General features: G+C 29.6%; 16 protein-coding genes. 4 read left to right on the forward strand and 12 right to left on the reverse strand.

From position 1 onward, the window contains the following. The first annotated feature begins 103 nt into the window (after positions 1–103). Genes Q0V67_RS06200 through Q0V67_RS06215 form a run of 4 tightly spaced genes read left to right on the forward strand, consistent with a single transcriptional unit; the run spans position 104 to position 3,666 of the window. Complete coding sequence (locus Q0V67_RS06200) at positions 104–1,222, forward strand: ABC transporter ATP-binding protein (protein WP_297598058.1); 1,119 nt, start codon at positions 104–106, stop codon at positions 1,220–1,222. Then, positions 1,223–2,068: an ABC transporter permease gene (locus Q0V67_RS06205; protein ID WP_297598060.1), complete on the forward strand. Its 846-nt coding sequence runs from the start codon at positions 1,223–1,225 to the stop codon at positions 2,066–2,068. Beyond that, on the forward strand, positions 2,061–2,834 hold the full coding sequence (locus tag Q0V67_RS06210; RefSeq protein ID WP_297598062.1) for an ABC transporter permease: 774 nt from the start codon (positions 2,061–2,063) through the stop codon (positions 2,832–2,834). The genes Q0V67_RS06205 and Q0V67_RS06210 overlap by 8 nt, the downstream gene beginning before the upstream one ends. Before the next feature lie 46 nt (positions 2,835–2,880). Then, positions 2,881–3,666, forward strand: coding sequence for a peptidylprolyl isomerase (locus tag Q0V67_RS06215; protein ID WP_297598063.1), 786 nt, complete (start codon positions 2,881–2,883; stop codon positions 3,664–3,666). 136 nt (positions 3,667–3,802) lie between these two features. On the opposite strand, the gene Q0V67_RS06220 is transcribed toward Q0V67_RS06215, so the two are convergent. The 12 genes from Q0V67_RS06220 to Q0V67_RS06275 are packed head-to-tail and all read right to left on the reverse strand — an operon-like array spanning position 3,803 to position 16,347. Then, positions 3,803–5,020 carry a U32 family peptidase gene (locus tag Q0V67_RS06220; RefSeq protein WP_297598065.1) on the reverse strand — a complete coding sequence of 406 codons (1,218 nt, stop codon included), beginning with the start codon at positions 5,018–5,020 and terminating at the stop codon, positions 3,803–3,805. Positions 5,021–5,036: 16 nt separating this feature from the next. Then, complete coding sequence (gene dnaB, locus Q0V67_RS06225; protein WP_297598067.1) at positions 5,037–6,377, reverse strand: replicative DNA helicase; 1,341 nt, start codon at positions 6,375–6,377, stop codon at positions 5,037–5,039. A gap of 6 nt (positions 6,378–6,383) precedes the next feature. Then, entirely contained in the window at positions 6,384–6,830 is a 447-nt protein-coding gene (rplI, locus tag Q0V67_RS06230) for a 50S ribosomal protein L9 (protein WP_297598069.1), read from the reverse strand. A 16-nt stretch (positions 6,831–6,846) separates the two neighbouring features. Further along, positions 6,847–7,647 (reverse strand): hypothetical protein, encoded by an 801-nt coding sequence (locus Q0V67_RS06235; RefSeq protein WP_297598070.1) that lies wholly within the window; start codon positions 7,645–7,647, stop codon positions 6,847–6,849. Positions 7,648–7,703: 56 nt separating this feature from the next. Beyond that, entirely contained in the window at positions 7,704–9,167 is a 1,464-nt protein-coding gene (gene dnaX / locus Q0V67_RS06240; RefSeq protein WP_297598071.1) for a DNA polymerase III subunit gamma/tau, read from the reverse strand. A gap of 23 nt (positions 9,168–9,190) precedes the next feature. Then, complete coding sequence (locus Q0V67_RS06245) at positions 9,191–10,582, reverse strand: sigma-54 dependent transcriptional regulator (protein WP_297598072.1); 1,392 nt, start codon at positions 10,580–10,582, stop codon at positions 9,191–9,193. Positions 10,583–10,611: 29 nt separating this feature from the next. After that, the gene (locus tag Q0V67_RS06250) at positions 10,612–11,520 is read right to left on the reverse strand and encodes an energy transducer TonB (RefSeq protein ID WP_297598073.1); all 909 of its coding nucleotides are present in this window, start codon (positions 11,518–11,520) and stop codon (positions 10,612–10,614) included. A 12-nt stretch (positions 11,521–11,532) separates the two neighbouring features. Further along, positions 11,533–11,973: a biopolymer transporter ExbD gene (locus Q0V67_RS06255; RefSeq protein WP_297598074.1), complete on the reverse strand. Its 441-nt coding sequence runs from the start codon at positions 11,971–11,973 to the stop codon at positions 11,533–11,535. A 12-nt stretch (positions 11,974–11,985) separates the two neighbouring features. Continuing rightward, positions 11,986–12,597: a MotA/TolQ/ExbB proton channel family protein gene (locus Q0V67_RS06260; RefSeq protein WP_297598075.1), complete on the reverse strand. Its 612-nt coding sequence runs from the start codon at positions 12,595–12,597 to the stop codon at positions 11,986–11,988. 32 nt (positions 12,598–12,629) lie between these two features. Then, a complete protein-coding gene (locus Q0V67_RS06265; RefSeq protein ID WP_297598076.1) occupies positions 12,630–12,962 on the reverse strand; it encodes a hypothetical protein in 333 nt (110 codons plus the stop codon). Further along, on the reverse strand, positions 12,959–15,814 hold the full coding sequence (locus tag Q0V67_RS06270; RefSeq protein WP_297598077.1) for a tetratricopeptide repeat protein: 2,856 nt from the start codon (positions 15,812–15,814) through the stop codon (positions 12,959–12,961). The genes Q0V67_RS06265 and Q0V67_RS06270 overlap by 4 nt, the downstream gene beginning before the upstream one ends. Further along, the gene (locus Q0V67_RS06275) at positions 15,811–16,347 is read right to left on the reverse strand and encodes a DUF116 domain-containing protein (RefSeq protein WP_297598078.1); all 537 of its coding nucleotides are present in this window, start codon (positions 16,345–16,347) and stop codon (positions 15,811–15,813) included. Before Q0V67_RS06275 ends, Q0V67_RS06270 begins: the two co-directional genes overlap by 4 nt. Positions 16,348–16,375 lie beyond the last annotated feature (28 nt).

Genomic DNA, 16,375 nt, shown 5'->3' on the forward strand with positions numbered 1-16,375 from the left:
TTCTTTTTTTATTTTGTAAAAATAAACAGGTTTATTTTATTTGTTAAATATGTTAAAATATTATTATTGTGAATAAATTTATTAGATATAATAGGAGGGAAAATTGAAAAAAACAGATATTAAGATTGTCGACATTAAAAAAAGTTTTGATGGTGTTGATGTTCTAAAAAATATTAACTTAGAAATAAAGGACGGAGAGTTTTTTTCTATTTTAGGACCATCTGGTTGTGGTAAAACTACACTTTTAAGAATGATAGCAGGATTTATTTCTCCTGATAGTGGTTCAATCTATCTAGGAGATAAAGATATAGTTAATCTGGCCCCAAATAAGAGAAACGTCAATACAATATTTCAAAAATATGCATTATTTCCACATTTGACAGTCTATGAAAATGTCGCTTTTCCACTTAGATTAAAAAAAATGGATGAAGCTACTATTGATTTAGAAGTTAAAAAATTTATAGACTTAGTTGATTTGAAAGATCATATCTATAAAAAACCTAACCAACTTTCTGGTGGACAGCAACAAAGAGTTTCAATTGCTAGAGCTCTTATAAATAAACCCGGTGTTTTGCTTTTAGATGAACCTCTATCGGCTCTAGATGCTAAATTAAGACAGAATCTTCTTATTGAATTGGATAATATTCACGACGAAGTTGGTATAACATTTATATTTATTACCCATGACCAACAGGAAGCTTTATCCATTTCAGATAGAATTGCAGTTATGAATAATGGAGAAGTTTTACAGGTTGGAACTCCAGCCGAGGTTTATGAAGCTCCAGCCGATTCTTTTGTAGCTGACTTTATAGGTGAAAACAACTTCTTTAATGGTCAAATTTCAGAAATTTTTGACAATACGTATGCTAAATTAAAAACTGAAAAATTAGGAGAGCTAGTCTTTGAATTAGATAAACCTGCAAAAGTAGGAGATAGAGTGCAAGTTTCTATTCGACCAGAAAAGATACGAGTTTCTAAACATGTTCCGACTGGACTCACTGAAAAATATAATGTTTTAAAAGTTTACGTTGATGAATTAATCTACTCAGGATTCCAAAGTAAATATTTTGTTTGGATCAATGGTGATAAAAATCTATTATTTAAAGCTTTTAAACAGCATGCTGTTTATTTTGATGAAGATGACAACGATACAATACACTGGGATGAGGATGCTTATATTTCTTGGCATGCCGATGATAGTTTTTTAGTTGAGGTGATATAGTTGAAAAGAAAAGCTTCTGGGAATTTATATAGTATTCCACTTACCCTTTGGATGTCTATTTTCTTTGTTATTCCTATGTTAATTGTTCTATCTTATGCATTCTTAACTAAAGGAACTTATGGTGGAGTTAAAATGATTTTCACCTTAAAAAATTTCAATGTATTTTTTGATCCTATATTCTTAAAAGTTTTATTTAGGACCGTATATATTTCAGTTATTGTTACAGTTTTTACTGTTGCTCTAGCTATTCCTACAGCTTATTTTATAGCTCGATCAAAATATAAGCAAGAGATGTTAATTCTTGTTATTATTCCATTTTGGACTAATTTTTTAATAAGAATCTATGCTTGGATTTCAATTCTGGGTTCTAATGGTTTTCTAAATACAATTCTTATAAAATTAGGAATTATTGAAACGCCTTTAAAGCTTCTTTATAATACTGGCTCTGTTGTTCTTATAACAGTTTATACAAGCCTTCCTTTTGCAATCCTTCCACTTTATGCAATTATTGAGAAATTTGATTTTGCATTGGTCGAAGCTGCCAGAGACTTAGGTGCTACTAATAAACAAGCTTTTTTTAAAGTGTTTTTACCTAACATAAAATCAGGAATTGTTACCGCTATTTTATTTACATTTATTCCTGCTATGGGATCTTATGCTGTGCCAAGACTTGTTGGCGGAACACAAGCTACTATGTTAGGGAATATAATAGCTCAACATCTAACTGTAACTAGAAATTGGCCTTTAGCTTCTGCTATATCTGCTATGTTAATCTTGGTTACATCTGTTGCACTTCTTATATTTATGAGAAATGAAAAAAAATCTAAGGAGGCTAGTGATGAATAAAAGAAGGACTTCTTTATTTTTTTTCATTCTATCTATGGTATTCTTTTATCTACCTCTACTTATACTTGTAGCTTACTCTTTTAATGAAGGAAGGTCCAGCACTTGGCAAGGTTTCTCTTTAAAATGGTATAAAGAATTATTTCTATATTCTGATAACATATGGAAAGCTTTCAAATATAGCTTAATTATAGGTATTATTTCCAGTACTGTCTCTACACTTATTGGTACTCTTGGAGCAATTGGTCTTCATTGGTATAATTTCAAGCATAAAAAATATTTAAAGGTTATAACTTTTTTACCATTAGTTATCCCTGATATAATATTAGGAGTTTCTCTTTTGATTATGTTTGCTACCATTAAGCTTGAATTAGGACTTACAAGTATATTTATAGCTCATACAACATTCAATATCCCTTTCGTATTGTTTATTGTTCTTTCAAGACTTGGAGAGTTTGATTACTCCATTGTAGAAGCTGCTTATGATTTAGGAGCTAATGAGATGCAGACACTAAAAAAAGTCATTCTTCCTATGCTTACTCCCGCTATAGTTTCTGGGTTTTTAATGTCTTTGACCCTCTCATTTGACGACTTTGTAACAACTTTCTTTGTTGCTGGTCCTGGGTCTTCTACATTACCACTTAGAATCTATTCTATGATTAGACTCGGAGTTTCTCCTGTGGTGAATGCGCTGTCAGTTTTACTTATAGTTTTATCAATTGCACTTACACTTTCTACAAAAAGTTTACAAAAGTACTTTGTAAAATAGGTTTTTATATAGTATAATACAATCAGCAAAAACAGGAGGGCTAAATATGAAAAAATTCATTAAATTACTATTCGTTTTAGTATTTTTAGTTGTTGTTGGAGGTTGCTCTTCATCAACTACCAGTACACAAGCAGTAAAATATAACGATATTAGAGCTACCTTTGTAACATCTCAAGGAGATATTAGTTTCTACCTATATCCAGAAGCTGCTCCAATTACAGTAGCAAACTTTATAAACCTTGCTAAAAGAGGATTCTACGATAATACTAAAATTCATAGAGCTGTTGAGAATTTTGTAGTACAAGGTGGAGATCCTACAGGAAGAGGTGATGGTGGTCCAGGATACGCTATCCCAGATGAGTTCTCTAAGTGGCTAGACTTCTATCAGCCAGGAATACTTGCTATGGCTAATACAGGTCCTAAAACAGGTGGTTCGCAGTTTTTTTTCACACTGTACCCTGCTGATTGGTTAAATAACAAACATACAATTTTTGGAGAATTTATTGAAGACAAAGATTTTAATAACATTAAAAAATTAGAAGTTGGAGATGTTATTAAGGAAATTAAATTCACCGGGGATGTTGACTTATTCCTTTCTCTTCATAAAGATCAAGTTGAGGAATGGAATCAAACTTTAAATAAAAATTTTCCTGATTTAAAAAAATATCCTATAAAAAATAGAAGTGAATTTAGTGGAGAAGTTCAAGCTTATTATGATGAACTGAAGGGAATCTATACTAAAAAAGATGATCGAAATTCTGAAGAAAAAGAATGGGCTATTCCTAGATTTATAAGAGCTACTGAAAAAAAGATTAAAGACATCAACAATTAACCATAACTGCTTAACTTGTTAAGTAATTAAAAAGATACTTTTTCATTATTCATGAAAAAAGTATCTTTTTTTTAAATAAAATATAAATAGGAGATTCCTGCATCCAACGACACAGAATTCTCCTATTATTCAACTACTATTTAACTCTTCTAATCATATCCATCTCTTCAAATCCACCTTCTATAACAACTCTTACTATAGAATTAGGGTTTGCAGCTTCAACCTCTTCTTCTCCTAATTTTGAAATCAAGGTCATTTTAGGCATTATAATCTCTCTAGGTTTCCCATTTGGAGTTATAATTTCTAAACTTTCTCCAGAAAGAACTCTGTTTCTGATTCCTAGAATATACTCATTCTCACCTAGTTTTTCCTCAATTTTAGCTACTAATTGATGTGTTTGGCTATATGAATTTCTATCGTTGTAATTATTAGCCTCTTCTCCTGGTTGTCCATGATAGAATCCTTGAGTATATGATCTATTTGACGTAGATTGAATCTCTTCCATCCAAGTTGGATCATATTCATAATTTCCTGAATAATATTTATTTATAGCATCTTTATATACTTTTACAGCATTCGATACATAATAAATTCCTTTCATTCTTCCTTCAATCTTTAATGAATCCACACCTAAATCCAATATTTTATCTATAATATCTATAGTACATAGATCTTTTGAGTTAAAAATATATGTTCCTCTCTCATCCTCATAAACTGGCATGTATTCATTAGGTCTTGTCTCTTCAACTAGATTATACTTCCATCTACAAGACTGTGCACAATCGCCTCTATTAGCATCTCTTCCAGTCATATAATTGCTCAATAAACATCTTCCTGATATTGACATACACATAGCTCCATGTACAAATACTTCTAACTCTATATCCGGTACTTTAGCTCTTATTTCTGCAATATTATCTAAAGAAATCTCTCTTGCTAAAACAACTCTTTTTGCTCCTAAGTCTTTCCACATTTTTACTGAACGCCAATTTGTATTACTTGCTTGAGTACTTACACTTATATTTAGGTTTGTGTTTTCTTTTACAACCTGAAATACTCCTAAATCTGCAACAATAACTCCATCAACACCAATCTCTTCTAGATAATTGACATAATCAGGTAATATCTCTAACTCATTATTGTGCGGGATTATATTTAACGCTACATAAACTCTTTTTTCCATTGAATGTGCATATTCAACAGCCTCTTTTAACTCTTCATCATTAAAATTATGACTTCCAGCCCTTAGATTAAACATCTTTCCACCTAAAAATACTGCATCTGCTCCATAGTGGAAAGCCATTTTCATTTTTTCCATATTTCCTGCTGGAGCTAATAATTCTGCTCTTTTCATTTTTATTTTCACCTTTCTATTCTACCTTAGTCGTATAATCTGCAAACTTTGTAATCTCATGGAAAAACTTCAAGCTTACAGCTCCGACTGGTCCATTTCTTTGTTTTCCAATAATAACTTCCGTTATACCTTTTTGTTCACTGTCATCGTTATAATAATCATCTCTATATAGAAATACAACCATATCAGCATCTTGTTCTATTGCTCCAGATTCTCTTAAGTCGGATAATATAGGTCTTCTATCCGCTCTTTGTTCAGGAGCACGCGATAACTGAGATAGGGCAATTATTGGTATATCTAACTCTCTTGCTATCCCTTTTAATGATCTAGATATATCTGAGATCTCTTGCTGTCTATTATCTGATTTTCCACTGCTTCCCTTTATCAATTGAAGGTAATCAATTACGATAATATCCAATTTACCTGCGGCTTTAAGCCTTCTCGCTATTGATCTTATCTCTAAAACATTTACGTTGGGAACATCTGCTATATTTATCTCGGCATTAGCCAATTTTCCACTAGCAATTCCTAGTTTTCCCCAGTCATCTTCACCCAAAAATCCATTTCTTATCTTTTGAAGTCCTATTCCTGCTTCAATAGCTAATAGTCTTTGAAGTAATTGAGAACTAGACATCTCCAAACTAAAAACTAAAACTCCTTTTCCACTTTTCATTGCTGCATTTAAAGCTAGATTAAGGGCAAATGCAGTCTTTCCCATCGAAGGTCTAGCTGCAAGTATTACTAAGTCTGATGGGTGGAATCCACTGGTCATCTCATCAAAATGTTTAAATCCAGTTGAAATACCGGTAGTTACACCTTTATTTTGTAAAAGCTGTTCCAACCTTTCAAACTCATTTGTTACAACCTCTTTTAAACTAACTATATCTTTTGACTCTTTGCTTTCCGCGACTTTAAAAATCATTCCTTCAGCCTTATCTAAAATAGTATCCACGTCCTCATATCCTTCATAAGTCATTTCAACTATTTTAGTACCTATATCTCCTAATTTTCTTAAGGTTGCTTTTTCTTTTATTATCCTTGCATACGTTAAAATATTTGCTGCTGTAGGAACCTCTTCTATTATTTCATAAAAAATAGATTCTCCACCAATATCATCAAATTTATCTCTTCTTTTTAATCGATCCATAACAATAATTGGATCAATTGTTTCTCCTGAGCCATAAACTTCCTGCATAACTTCAAAAATTATTTTATGAGCCATCTTATAAAAATCACCAGAGTGAACAATTTCTATCACTTCACTAAATATATCTGGCTTTAAAAATATACCTCCTAGAACTGATCTCTCAGCCTCTAGACTACTTGGAATTTTTCTCAGTTTTTCTATATCTTCCATATTTCACTATCCTTTTACTACTACTAAAACCTCAGCTTTTACTTCAGTGTGTAACTTTACGATTGCTTTATGCTCTCCTAAGCTTTTAATAGCGCACTCTATTTTTTTTCTATCTACATCTAACCCAAACTCTTTTTTTATTTCAGCAGAAATTTCTTTGTTTGTAATTGCTCCAAACAATTTCCCATTATCTCCTATTTTACCATTTATAACCAGTTTTTTAGACTCTAATAATGCTTTAATTTCAATAGATTTATTCTTATTTTCTTCAGCTTTTTTAGCATCTTTTAATTTTTTATTTTCAATTTTTTTCAATTCTTCTGCCGTAGCTATAATTCCTTTGTTATTTTTTAATAGGAAGTTTCTTGCATATCCTTCTGAAACACTTACAATTTCTCCTTTTCTTCCTTGACCTGCCACATCAGCTGTTAATATTACTTGTAATTTTGACATAAAATCCTCCTAATAACTATTTTTGTTTTTTTATTTGTATTTTTATTCCACTCCCTAAAGCTCCAAAAATAAATGCAAACTCTGGAGACATAAGTGTTAAAAATATACCTATGATAAAACTAATTTGTTGTTTTTTTATCTTTTCATTTAATACTTTAGTAACAACTTTTATAAAATATAAAGAATACACTATTTTTAGAATACTCATTCCATTCACAATTAATATATTATCTAATCCTGAATATTTTTCTAGAAAAAATAATATCACATAGGGAATTAACCATAGATATGATACTTCCCAATTTATAAAACTCTCTTTATTTAAAAAATAATATGTAAAAAATACTGTCATATTCATATATACAAATACTAAGTATGAAAAATTTTCTTTTATATATGTAAAAGCCATATCAATTTCACTCTTAGAAAATTCTGTTTTTTGTGTATAGAGTGCTTTTAATTGCTCTAAACTAATATTTAAACTAACTCTGTTAAAATACATATAGATACAAACTAATCCACCTACAATCAAACTTATTATAAATATTCTATCAAAATATTCTACTTTATCTCCATACTTTTTAAATAACAAGTATAAAATTTCTATCGATACAAATACTCCTACATATGTTATTAAAAATTTATAGTCAACCCACCCTATAATGGCAATCGCAACAATATTAGCTATAATTTTTGTCTTCAAGTCAGCATTTTCAAGTTTTTTTATCTTATAGAAAGGTAAAAGCCAACTTAAAAGTGGCATTGATGTTGAAACTAAAAATAGTGCTGCTATAATAATTCCGGTTATAAAAAACATTTATCCTCCTAACTCGTCCAGGATAATTATACCATAAAGGTAGAGATTTGTTAATACTATATTATCTCTCCTCCAAAAAAATCAATTATCTTTTTTGAAAAATCATCTCCTGTTACTTTTTCCTTATTTTTTACTTCTTGTAACTCGTACTTTACCATCACTTTTGCACTTAAAACTTTTCTGACAACATCTAAGAACAAGCTCCTATATGGCTCTGATTCCATCATACTTTTAGCAAAACTTTGGTCATTTTGAAAACCAACTATCACTACATTTTCTCTAAAATCTTTTGGATATGCCTTAACTAAAAATGCTCCAAAAGTTAATTTAACTTTTTTTGCTTCTGTTATTATCGTTTCCCAAGATTTTTTTATATCCTCAAAAGTTATAGTCGTAATTTCTTGTGTATCTGTCACAAATATATCTTCAACATTTGTAAATTCTCTTTCCAATGGCTCTCGAACTTTTTCAATTACTTTTTCAATAATAATTTCTCTTTGATCCGTAATCTCCGTTAATTTATTTAAAATAACGTATCCTACCAATTTTTTGTCCTCTTCATAACGAAACTTTGATAAAACTTCATATATCACATCAATTATTTTAAGGCCTTTTTCAACATTTAAATCACCTTTTAATATTCTATCTTTAGATCTTTTAGCCAAATCTTTAAAAAATAATTCAATATCTATTGAGTCTTTCCAAATCTCTTCTAACAGCTCTATTCCTTCACTTTGATTTTTATTATTTACAATTTCAATAAAGTTATCTATAATTTTAACCGGTGTTATACCTAAAACACTCTCTGTTTTTTCTATTAAAATCTCTTTGTTTTCTGTATTTACAATCAATCTTTCTAAAATTGAAATAGAATCTCTCATACTTCCACCTGAGCTCTCATAAATAGCTACTAAGCTCTCTTCATCGATAGAATATCCTTCATTATCAATAATAAAGACCAAGTGCTCTCTCATATCCTTATAATTGACTGTTTTAAAATCATACCTCTGACATCTAGAAACTATTGTTGGAAGTATTTTATCTGGTTCTGTTGTTGCTAAAATAAATAACACATGCTCTGGCGGTTCTTCTAAAGTTTTTAAAAGAGCGTTAAAAGCCTCTTTCGTTAACATATGAACTTCATCTATTATATAAACTTTCTTCCTTCCTTTAGTTGGGCTGTAGTTTATTTTTTCTTTCAGTTGCCTTATTTCATCTATTCCTCTATTTGATGCCGCATCTATTTCAATCAAATCTAAAAAATTTCCTGCAGTAATTTCTAAACAATTCTCACACTCATTGCATGGGTTATCAGTTATTCCATTTTTTAAACAATTCAACCCTTTTGCCATAAGCCTAGCAATAGATGTTTTTCCAACTCCTCTAGGTCCTGTAAATAAATATGCATGTGCTAATCTATTTGTTTTTAAAGAATTCTTTAGCGTTTTAACGATCTCCTGTTCACCAGCAATTTCATCAAATCCTTTTGGTCTATACTTTCTATATAATGTTATATGCATTTTTCCTCCTAAGGCCTAAAGTCTTACTCCAAGCCATAGTTATTCATCTTCGTTCTCAGTGTATTTCTAGTAATTCCAAGTAGTTCCGCTGTTTCAACTTTTTTACCACTTGTTATTTCCAGTACTTGACGAATCAGTTCTTTTTCTACTTTAGATATTATAATCCCATAATAGTTATTTTGCTTATTATTTTTTAAACCTAATAGTTCTCCTTCAATCCAATCACTTAATATCCAAGTTTGATTATCCCCTTTTCTTTTAGAGATTTTATTCCCTGTAACATTTCCGGGTAACTCTTCTACTAATATTGAACTTCCTCTACAAAGAGCAACAGCTGATTTAATGGCATTTTTTAATTCATTGACATTTCCTGGCCAATCATATCTCATGATTTTTTTCATTGCTGGCTTACTTACACCTTTTATTGATTTATGTAATTCATCATTACAACCAACTAAGTAGTGATCTATTATAAACGGAATATCATCTTTTCTATCTCTTAGTGGTGGGATAGTTATCTCTAAAATTTTCAGTTTATTATATAGTTCATCTATAAATAACTTTTTATTTATAAGTTCCTCTAAATTTTCACTTGTTGTCGCTACAATTCGAACATCAATCTTAACAGGTTCTGATCCCCCCATTCTAAAAAACTCTCCCTCTTGAAGAAGGTATAAAATTTTAGATTGCATATCTAAACTTAGAGACTCTATATTCCCCAAATGTAACGTTCCACCATTAGCCTTTTCTAAATCTCCTATTTGAGAAAAAGCTGCTCCTTCGAAGGCTCCTTTTTCATATCCAAATAATTTTCTCTCTAATAAATCATTTTGAAATGATGTACAATTTAAACTTAAAAATGCTTTATTGCTCCAATCACTAAACTGATGTATAGCCATTGCTACACTGCTTTTTCCAGTCCCTTTTTCTCCAACAACCAATACTGGAACTCTACTATTAGAAACTCTTCCTATCATCTTGTAAACTTCTACAATCTCTTTAGTTTGCCCTATTAATTTGTCTCCAGTATTTTTATTTTTATCTACTCTTTCAGCTAAAAGCTTATGATCTTTCACGGCTTTTTCCAAAATTTTATTAATCTCTTTTGGACTAATCGGCTTTAATATATAGTCATATGCTCCTGCTTTTATGGCTCCAGCAACTAATTTTAAATTTGAAGTTTCTCCCAATATAACAATAACCGACCTTTTGTGAGTTTCAATAATTTTTTTTACTAAATTTACCAATGCTTCTTGCTGTAAATTAGTTTCATCAATAACTATAGCTTCATATTTTCTTTCCTTTAACAAATCCATAAAAGATGTTATATTTTCAGCAAATCTTAACTCATTCTCAAAATTACTTTCTAATTCATCCCTTAATTCATTCTCTAATCTAAATCCTAAAAGAGTCAAATCTTTTCACCACCCTCTAATTTTTACTTCTAATTAGAAGTACCCAGTAATTTAAAGCTATACTCTAATGTTACATTCCCTTTGATATTTAATCCATTTTTACTCAGATATATTCTCCAAGTTCTTGCAATCTCTTCAATAGCCTCATTTATTTCTGGAACTCCACTTCCTTTTTCTATGAATACAGATGAAACTCTGCCCATTTCATCAATTTGTATTTTTAATAGTACCTTTCCTTGCATCCCTTTCAGCTGAGCTGATTCTGGATATTTGGGTTCTCTGTTCTCTTGATCCCATTTTGCAACTACGTCTCCATCTTCAACTCCCAGTTTATATCCACTTGGAAGCCCATCGGCACCTTTTTTCTCCACCATAGATTTAAATCCTAGTTCTTCTTCTCCATCCCCTTCAAAAGCTATATTTTTATTGTTTTCCATTTCAAAATCCAAAGTTTTATCTAAAACACTTGTCTCTTTTTCAATAGAAATATCCTTTTGCGAATTAAGTATAGATGCTTTTTTTACTTCTTCCAAACTTTTTTTATCTAACAACTTTTTTTTCAAATCACTATTAGTTTCTCTAGTTGAAGTTTTATCTATTGCTAGTAACTCCGTTTCTCTCTTTGAAAAATCTTTTGCTAAATCTTCTAAAGTTATTTTTTTCGTTTCTTTTTCTACTGGACTTACATCTTTTTTTATTTCCTTTATTTCCGCTACTTTTTTACTCTCTTTTTTATCATCTTTTGGTTGAGGTGGTTTTTTCTTAGGTTCAGCTTTTGTAGTTGTTTTTTTATTATCTTTTTCAAGAGTAACCAATCCTATTTTTAATTTTTTATCAACAATCTTATCTATCCTAAATCCCGGAATGGAAAAAAGAATTATTATATTTATAATAATCGATGCAGCTAAAATTTTAAAATCATTATTTTCTCTTTTCATAGACCCATACACCTACTTTCCAGGAGAAGCTGTATCTATATCTAAAGAACTAGCTCCTGCCTCTTTTGATGCAGTCATGACATCTACAATCACTCCATGACTAACACTTTTATCCGCACTTATGATTACATTTTTATCATCCGACTCCATAAGTTTTTGTGCTAGTGCATTTTTTAAGTCTTTAGCACTTGTTCTTTCTCTTTTATTCTTCCCTTGATCTTTGTAGCTTATAAAGTATTCTCTATCCTTTGTTACTATCACCTGTAATTCATTTACTGGCTTTGTACTTTTCACAGTTGAGGTTGGTAAATCTATTTTTATACTGCTGTCCACATCCTCAAATGTTGTAGCAACTAAGAAGAAAATTAATAATAAAAAGACTACGTCAATTAAGGGAGTTAATTCAAGGATCAAAGAGTTTCCATTTCTTCTTTTAATTCTATTAAGCTTCATTCTCCCCCTCCTTTATTTTCTAAAGTAGTTTATTAACTCCGCACTACCTTTTTCCATATCATTTATTTGATCATCTATCTTCTTATTGAAATAATTATAGAAAATAATTGACGGGATAGCTACAAATAATCCTCCTGCTGTTGTTAATAAGGCTTGAGATATCCCACTTGCCAACACTGATGGATCCCCTGTTCCATGAAGAGAAACAGCTTGAAACGCCTTTATCATTCCTGTTACAGTTCCTAAAAGTCCTATTAATGGAGTTGTATGTGCTACAACTGAAAGTAACCACATATTTCTTTCTAGTCTTGGTATTTGAGCCAACGCAACCTCTCTTGCTTTCTCTTCGAGTGTTTCAACATTAGAACTTCTAGTTTTATACCAATAAATTAAAACTTCTTTCAATACTTTTGATGTTGAACTCTTTTGATTTCCCAAACTTGTTATTGCACCTTTAATATCATTTTTTTCAATTGCTTGACGTAAAATAGGTCTTATTCTTGACATATCTACATTTTCGTTAGTTTTAAAGTAAATTGCTCTCTCTATTATTACATAAACTCCTAATATTGACATTAAAACTATAAAATACATAAGTATTCCACCATTTACTAACCAGTACATTATAGACCTCCTATATTATCTCTTTATTATTTTTATAACGCTATTCCAAGTGTCACCAAAGCTACTACACCAATAATATATTTCCATATAGGCGTTCCGCTATCTGTTTCTGTTAAACTTTTATTCATTGATTCATTTGATTCATTTAGTTGAATTATTTGTTTTTGATCTTTATATTTATCAGCTGATATATTTTTATCATCTAATTTTATAACTTTTTTTTCAATGTTTACATTACTTTCTTTTGGATAAACTTCTAATTGTTCTTTGTTAACACCTGTTACTTGTTTGTCAATAATAACTTCCTCGTTAGCAAACACCCCTAAAGATAAAGTCATCAACCCTATAACTACTAATTTTTTCATAAGTTTTCTCCTCCATTAAAAAAATCTTTATATTTTTCAGAAAGATTTTTATTCTCTTTCTTTAATTCCTCATAATATTTTTTAGCTATCTCATTTTTATCAATTTTTAAATTTAAAAAAATTAATTTTTCTAAAAAATAAGGTTTATTTTTGCTTTCAGTTTTCAATAGCTCGTCATATTGAGTTATTGCTTCTTTATATTCACCTAAACTCTCATAGCCTTCTGCTGATCTTATTTTTGATTCCAGTGCATATTCGCTTGTCGGATACAGGACATATAGCTTCGTGTAGTTTCTAATTGCGTCTTTTGCTGCTCCATTTTCTTTTTGAATATTAGCAACTTGGTATAATGCTCTATCTTTATAACCACTATTTTCTAATCCTAAAACTAAGTTATAGTTCTCATTAGCCTTAATATAGTCTTTTTTATCGAAATAATAATCTCCCAATCCCAATGCTGCAAAATCTTTATAATCAGAAGTTGTCATTAGCTTTTCTAATTGTACCTTGTACTCTTCTGTTTTATTTTGTCTATTTAAATGTTTTGCTAGATAATATGTTTTTTTATCATCATTTGTTATTTTATTTATCCAATCCATCTCATTCTCAAAATTTTTGCTATTTTGAGCTATGTCGAGTATTTTTATAAGCGATTTTTCTTTTAAGGCTTCATCTTTTGTTTCGTTATAAAGTCTTTTATAACTACTCAAACTATTCCCAGTTTTCCCTTCAAGCCCATAAAGCTCTCCCTCCATCAAAATTATATTATCTTTTAATTTTGAATTTGGATAATTTTTTACAAACTCTTTACTTTTCAACTCAAATTCATTTAAATTTTTCATTAAATAAAGAGATGATATTTCCCAATAAGAACCTTTTTCTCTGTACTCAGAATTTTTTGATTCCACCGCACTTATTCTATAAGCTTCTATCGCCTGAGGATATCTTTTTTCACTATAATATGTTTCTCCTATTTGAAACTGTGCATAGTCTCCCATATTTGAAACCAACTTTAATTTTTCAAAATATTCTCTAGCTTTTTCAGGATTATCTATTCTAAAATAACTTATTGCAACTTTATCTACAACATCTTCTAAAGCATATAAATTATCCCCAGCAATATATTCCTCTCCAGAATTTATCACATCTGAATATTTTTCCCATAAAAAATAATTCTTTAATGCATTATACTTTGCCTTTTCTTGAAGTGCTTTTGGGACTTGTGTATCTATAGACGAAACTTGGTTAAAATATACTTCCGCTTCATCGTATCTTCCCATTCCCATTGTTGCAATTCCTTTTAGATATGTATTTTCAGATGATGCATCTTGTATATTTAAGTATTGCATAACCTCATTATATTGCTTCTGTGCTATCATAACATCTATAAGATTTGAAACTATATTTGAATCTCTATCTGTCAATAAATAGTTCTTGTAAATTGTGATAGCCTCTTCACCTCTAGCATCATTTATAAAATTATCCGCCATAAGTATTGTTATATTTTTTTTATATTCTTGATCTGTTGGGTATTTGCTGTTAAATTCATTTATTAATGTCATCAATCTATCTTTATTTTTAAGTTTACTCAGGGCCACAATCAGTTTATAAAGTGTCTCTTTATTTGGATTTAAATTATAATTTTTTTCATAAAATGATTCTGCAATCTTAAAATCTCCCTCTTCAAATGCTGAAGTTCCTATTAAATTATTAATAGCCAACTCCTCTTCTTTTGAAAGATTTAATCCTGCTGCTAAATTTCTATTTCCAAGCACCCATTTATAATTTTTATTTAAATACTCTATCGACATTTGATAATAAATGCTCTCATTTTTATATTTTGTTGTATATAATCTTCTAAAATTTTCTAATGAAGTTTTATAATCTTTTAATCTATATTGAGATAACGCTATCCCATATAAGACATCAACATTTTTATTTTGTATTCTATTATAATATTTTAGGGCCATGTCATTTAATCCTCGAACTAAATAAAAATCTCCAAAACTTTTCAAGGCTACATCATTTAATTTTTGATCCGAAGACAAACTAGATAAAATAGCTTCTGCTTCTTTTGAATTTCCTTGCTTTAAATATATCTCTATCATCGTTAAAACTGATAAAGTTTTATATTCTGAATCTTCATTACTGCTTTTTACCTTCATAAAATAATTTAAGGCCTTGCTATTTTCATTAGTCTTATAATATGAAGACCCATATAAATAGTTTACTAAATTTTTATTCACTCCTACTTTAGCACCTCTGTAATATTCATCTAAATATACGATAGTTTTTATATATTGTGAATTATTATATGCTGCTAAAGCTAGGTTTAATACCACATCTTCATAATTTTTTCCCTGTAGTGTTAGAGCTGTCGATAGTTCTTTTTGAGCCCTAATATAGTCTTTATTTTCCATATAGCCTTTTCCTATTGACAGAAGCGCCTCTTCATAATCATTTTTCCCCTCTGGAGATACTTTGTCTATCAGGTTTGCAGCCTTGCTTGCCGTTGTAAAGTCTTTCAATCCCACATATGACTTTGTCAAATAAAGATATATGTTATTACTTTCCTCTTTTTTTAATTTCAACTCTTTTAAGCAAGCATTAAAAGTATTTATAGCCTCTTGATATCTTCCTTCCACATAATAGACCTGTCCCATTCTAATCTTTATATTTTTAAGATATTTTGAACGTGGATACTTATTTAAGAAAGTATTTGATTCTTGAAGAGCCATCGAATATTTTTTTTGAATAAAGAGTTCATCCAAAAATTTTATATCTTCTTTTTCTGAAGCAAATAATCCGGAACATATTAGGAATCCTGCTATCAATAATTTTATTTTCTTCACTTTCTCCCCACCTCTCTTAAAACTTCTTTTAATTTATTTGCAGAGATTTTTGTATTTTTACAAGGAGTATCTACAATCTCATTAAAAACTCCATATACAGGAATAGGATAACAATCTCTAATCCCTGCTATTAAATCTCTTTTACAAGCTACCGCAATAACTAATTCCGGTTGATATTCTTTCAAATATAACCTAGCTAAAGTTCCACCTGTAGCTACTTTTATATCTATATTTCCAAATTCTTGTTTTAGGTTTAAAATCTCAGAAATATCACAAAGACCACAGTTTTTACAATTATTAATATTGTTGGTAATCTTTAAATTACATTCATAATTTTGAATACAATGTGGTAATAATATTGAAATTTTGCTTACTATTTTTTTTTGGATTTTTTTTAATACTTTTTTGTTATTAAAATCTACAAATTTTTTTGCACTATTATTATCACTCAGATTTTTACTTACTCTATCTCCTAATAAATACTCCAAGTATTGAAGATGATAGATAATTTTCTCTATATAAAATTTGCTCATTATTTCTCCTTAAATGAAAAAATATTAT

Source organism: uncultured Cetobacterium sp. (genome assembly GCF_947072685.1).
In the GTDB taxonomy this organism is placed as follows: domain Bacteria; phylum Fusobacteriota; class Fusobacteriia; order Fusobacteriales; family Fusobacteriaceae; genus Cetobacterium_A.

Coding starts and splice junctions, on each gene's coding strand:
- Q0V67_RS06210 (WP_297598062.1), top strand. CDS start 2,061: ATGAATAAAAGAAGGACTTCTTTATTTTTTTTCATTCTATCTATGGTA.
- Q0V67_RS06215 (WP_297598063.1), top strand. CDS start 2,881: ATGAAAAAATTCATTAAATTACTATTCGTTTTAGTATTTTTAGTTGTT.
- Q0V67_RS06220 (WP_297598065.1), bottom strand. CDS start 5,020: ATGAAAAGAGCAGAATTATTAGCTCCAGCAGGAAATATGGAAAAAATG.
- dnaB (WP_297598067.1), bottom strand. CDS start 6,377: ATGGAAGATATAGAAAAACTGAGAAAAATTCCAAGTAGTCTAGAGGCT.
- rplI (WP_297598069.1), bottom strand. CDS start 6,830: ATGTCAAAATTACAAGTAATATTAACAGCTGATGTGGCAGGTCAAGGA.
- Q0V67_RS06235 (WP_297598070.1), bottom strand. CDS start 7,647: ATGTTTTTTATAACCGGAATTATTATAGCAGCACTATTTTTAGTTTCA.
- dnaX (WP_297598071.1), bottom strand. CDS start 9,167: ATGCATATAACATTATATAGAAAGTATAGACCAAAAGGATTTGATGAA.
- Q0V67_RS06250 (WP_297598073.1), bottom strand. CDS start 11,520: ATGAAAAGAGAAAATAATGATTTTAAAATTTTAGCTGCATCGATTATT.
- Q0V67_RS06255 (WP_297598074.1), bottom strand. CDS start 11,973: ATGAAGCTTAATAGAATTAAAAGAAGAAATGGAAACTCTTTGATCCTT.
- Q0V67_RS06260 (WP_297598075.1), bottom strand. CDS start 12,597: ATGTACTGGTTAGTAAATGGTGGAATACTTATGTATTTTATAGTTTTA.
- Q0V67_RS06265 (WP_297598076.1), bottom strand. CDS start 12,962: ATGAAAAAATTAGTAGTTATAGGGTTGATGACTTTATCTTTAGGGGTG.
- Q0V67_RS06275 (WP_297598078.1), bottom strand. CDS start 16,347: ATGAGCAAATTTTATATAGAGAAAATTATCTATCATCTTCAATACTTG.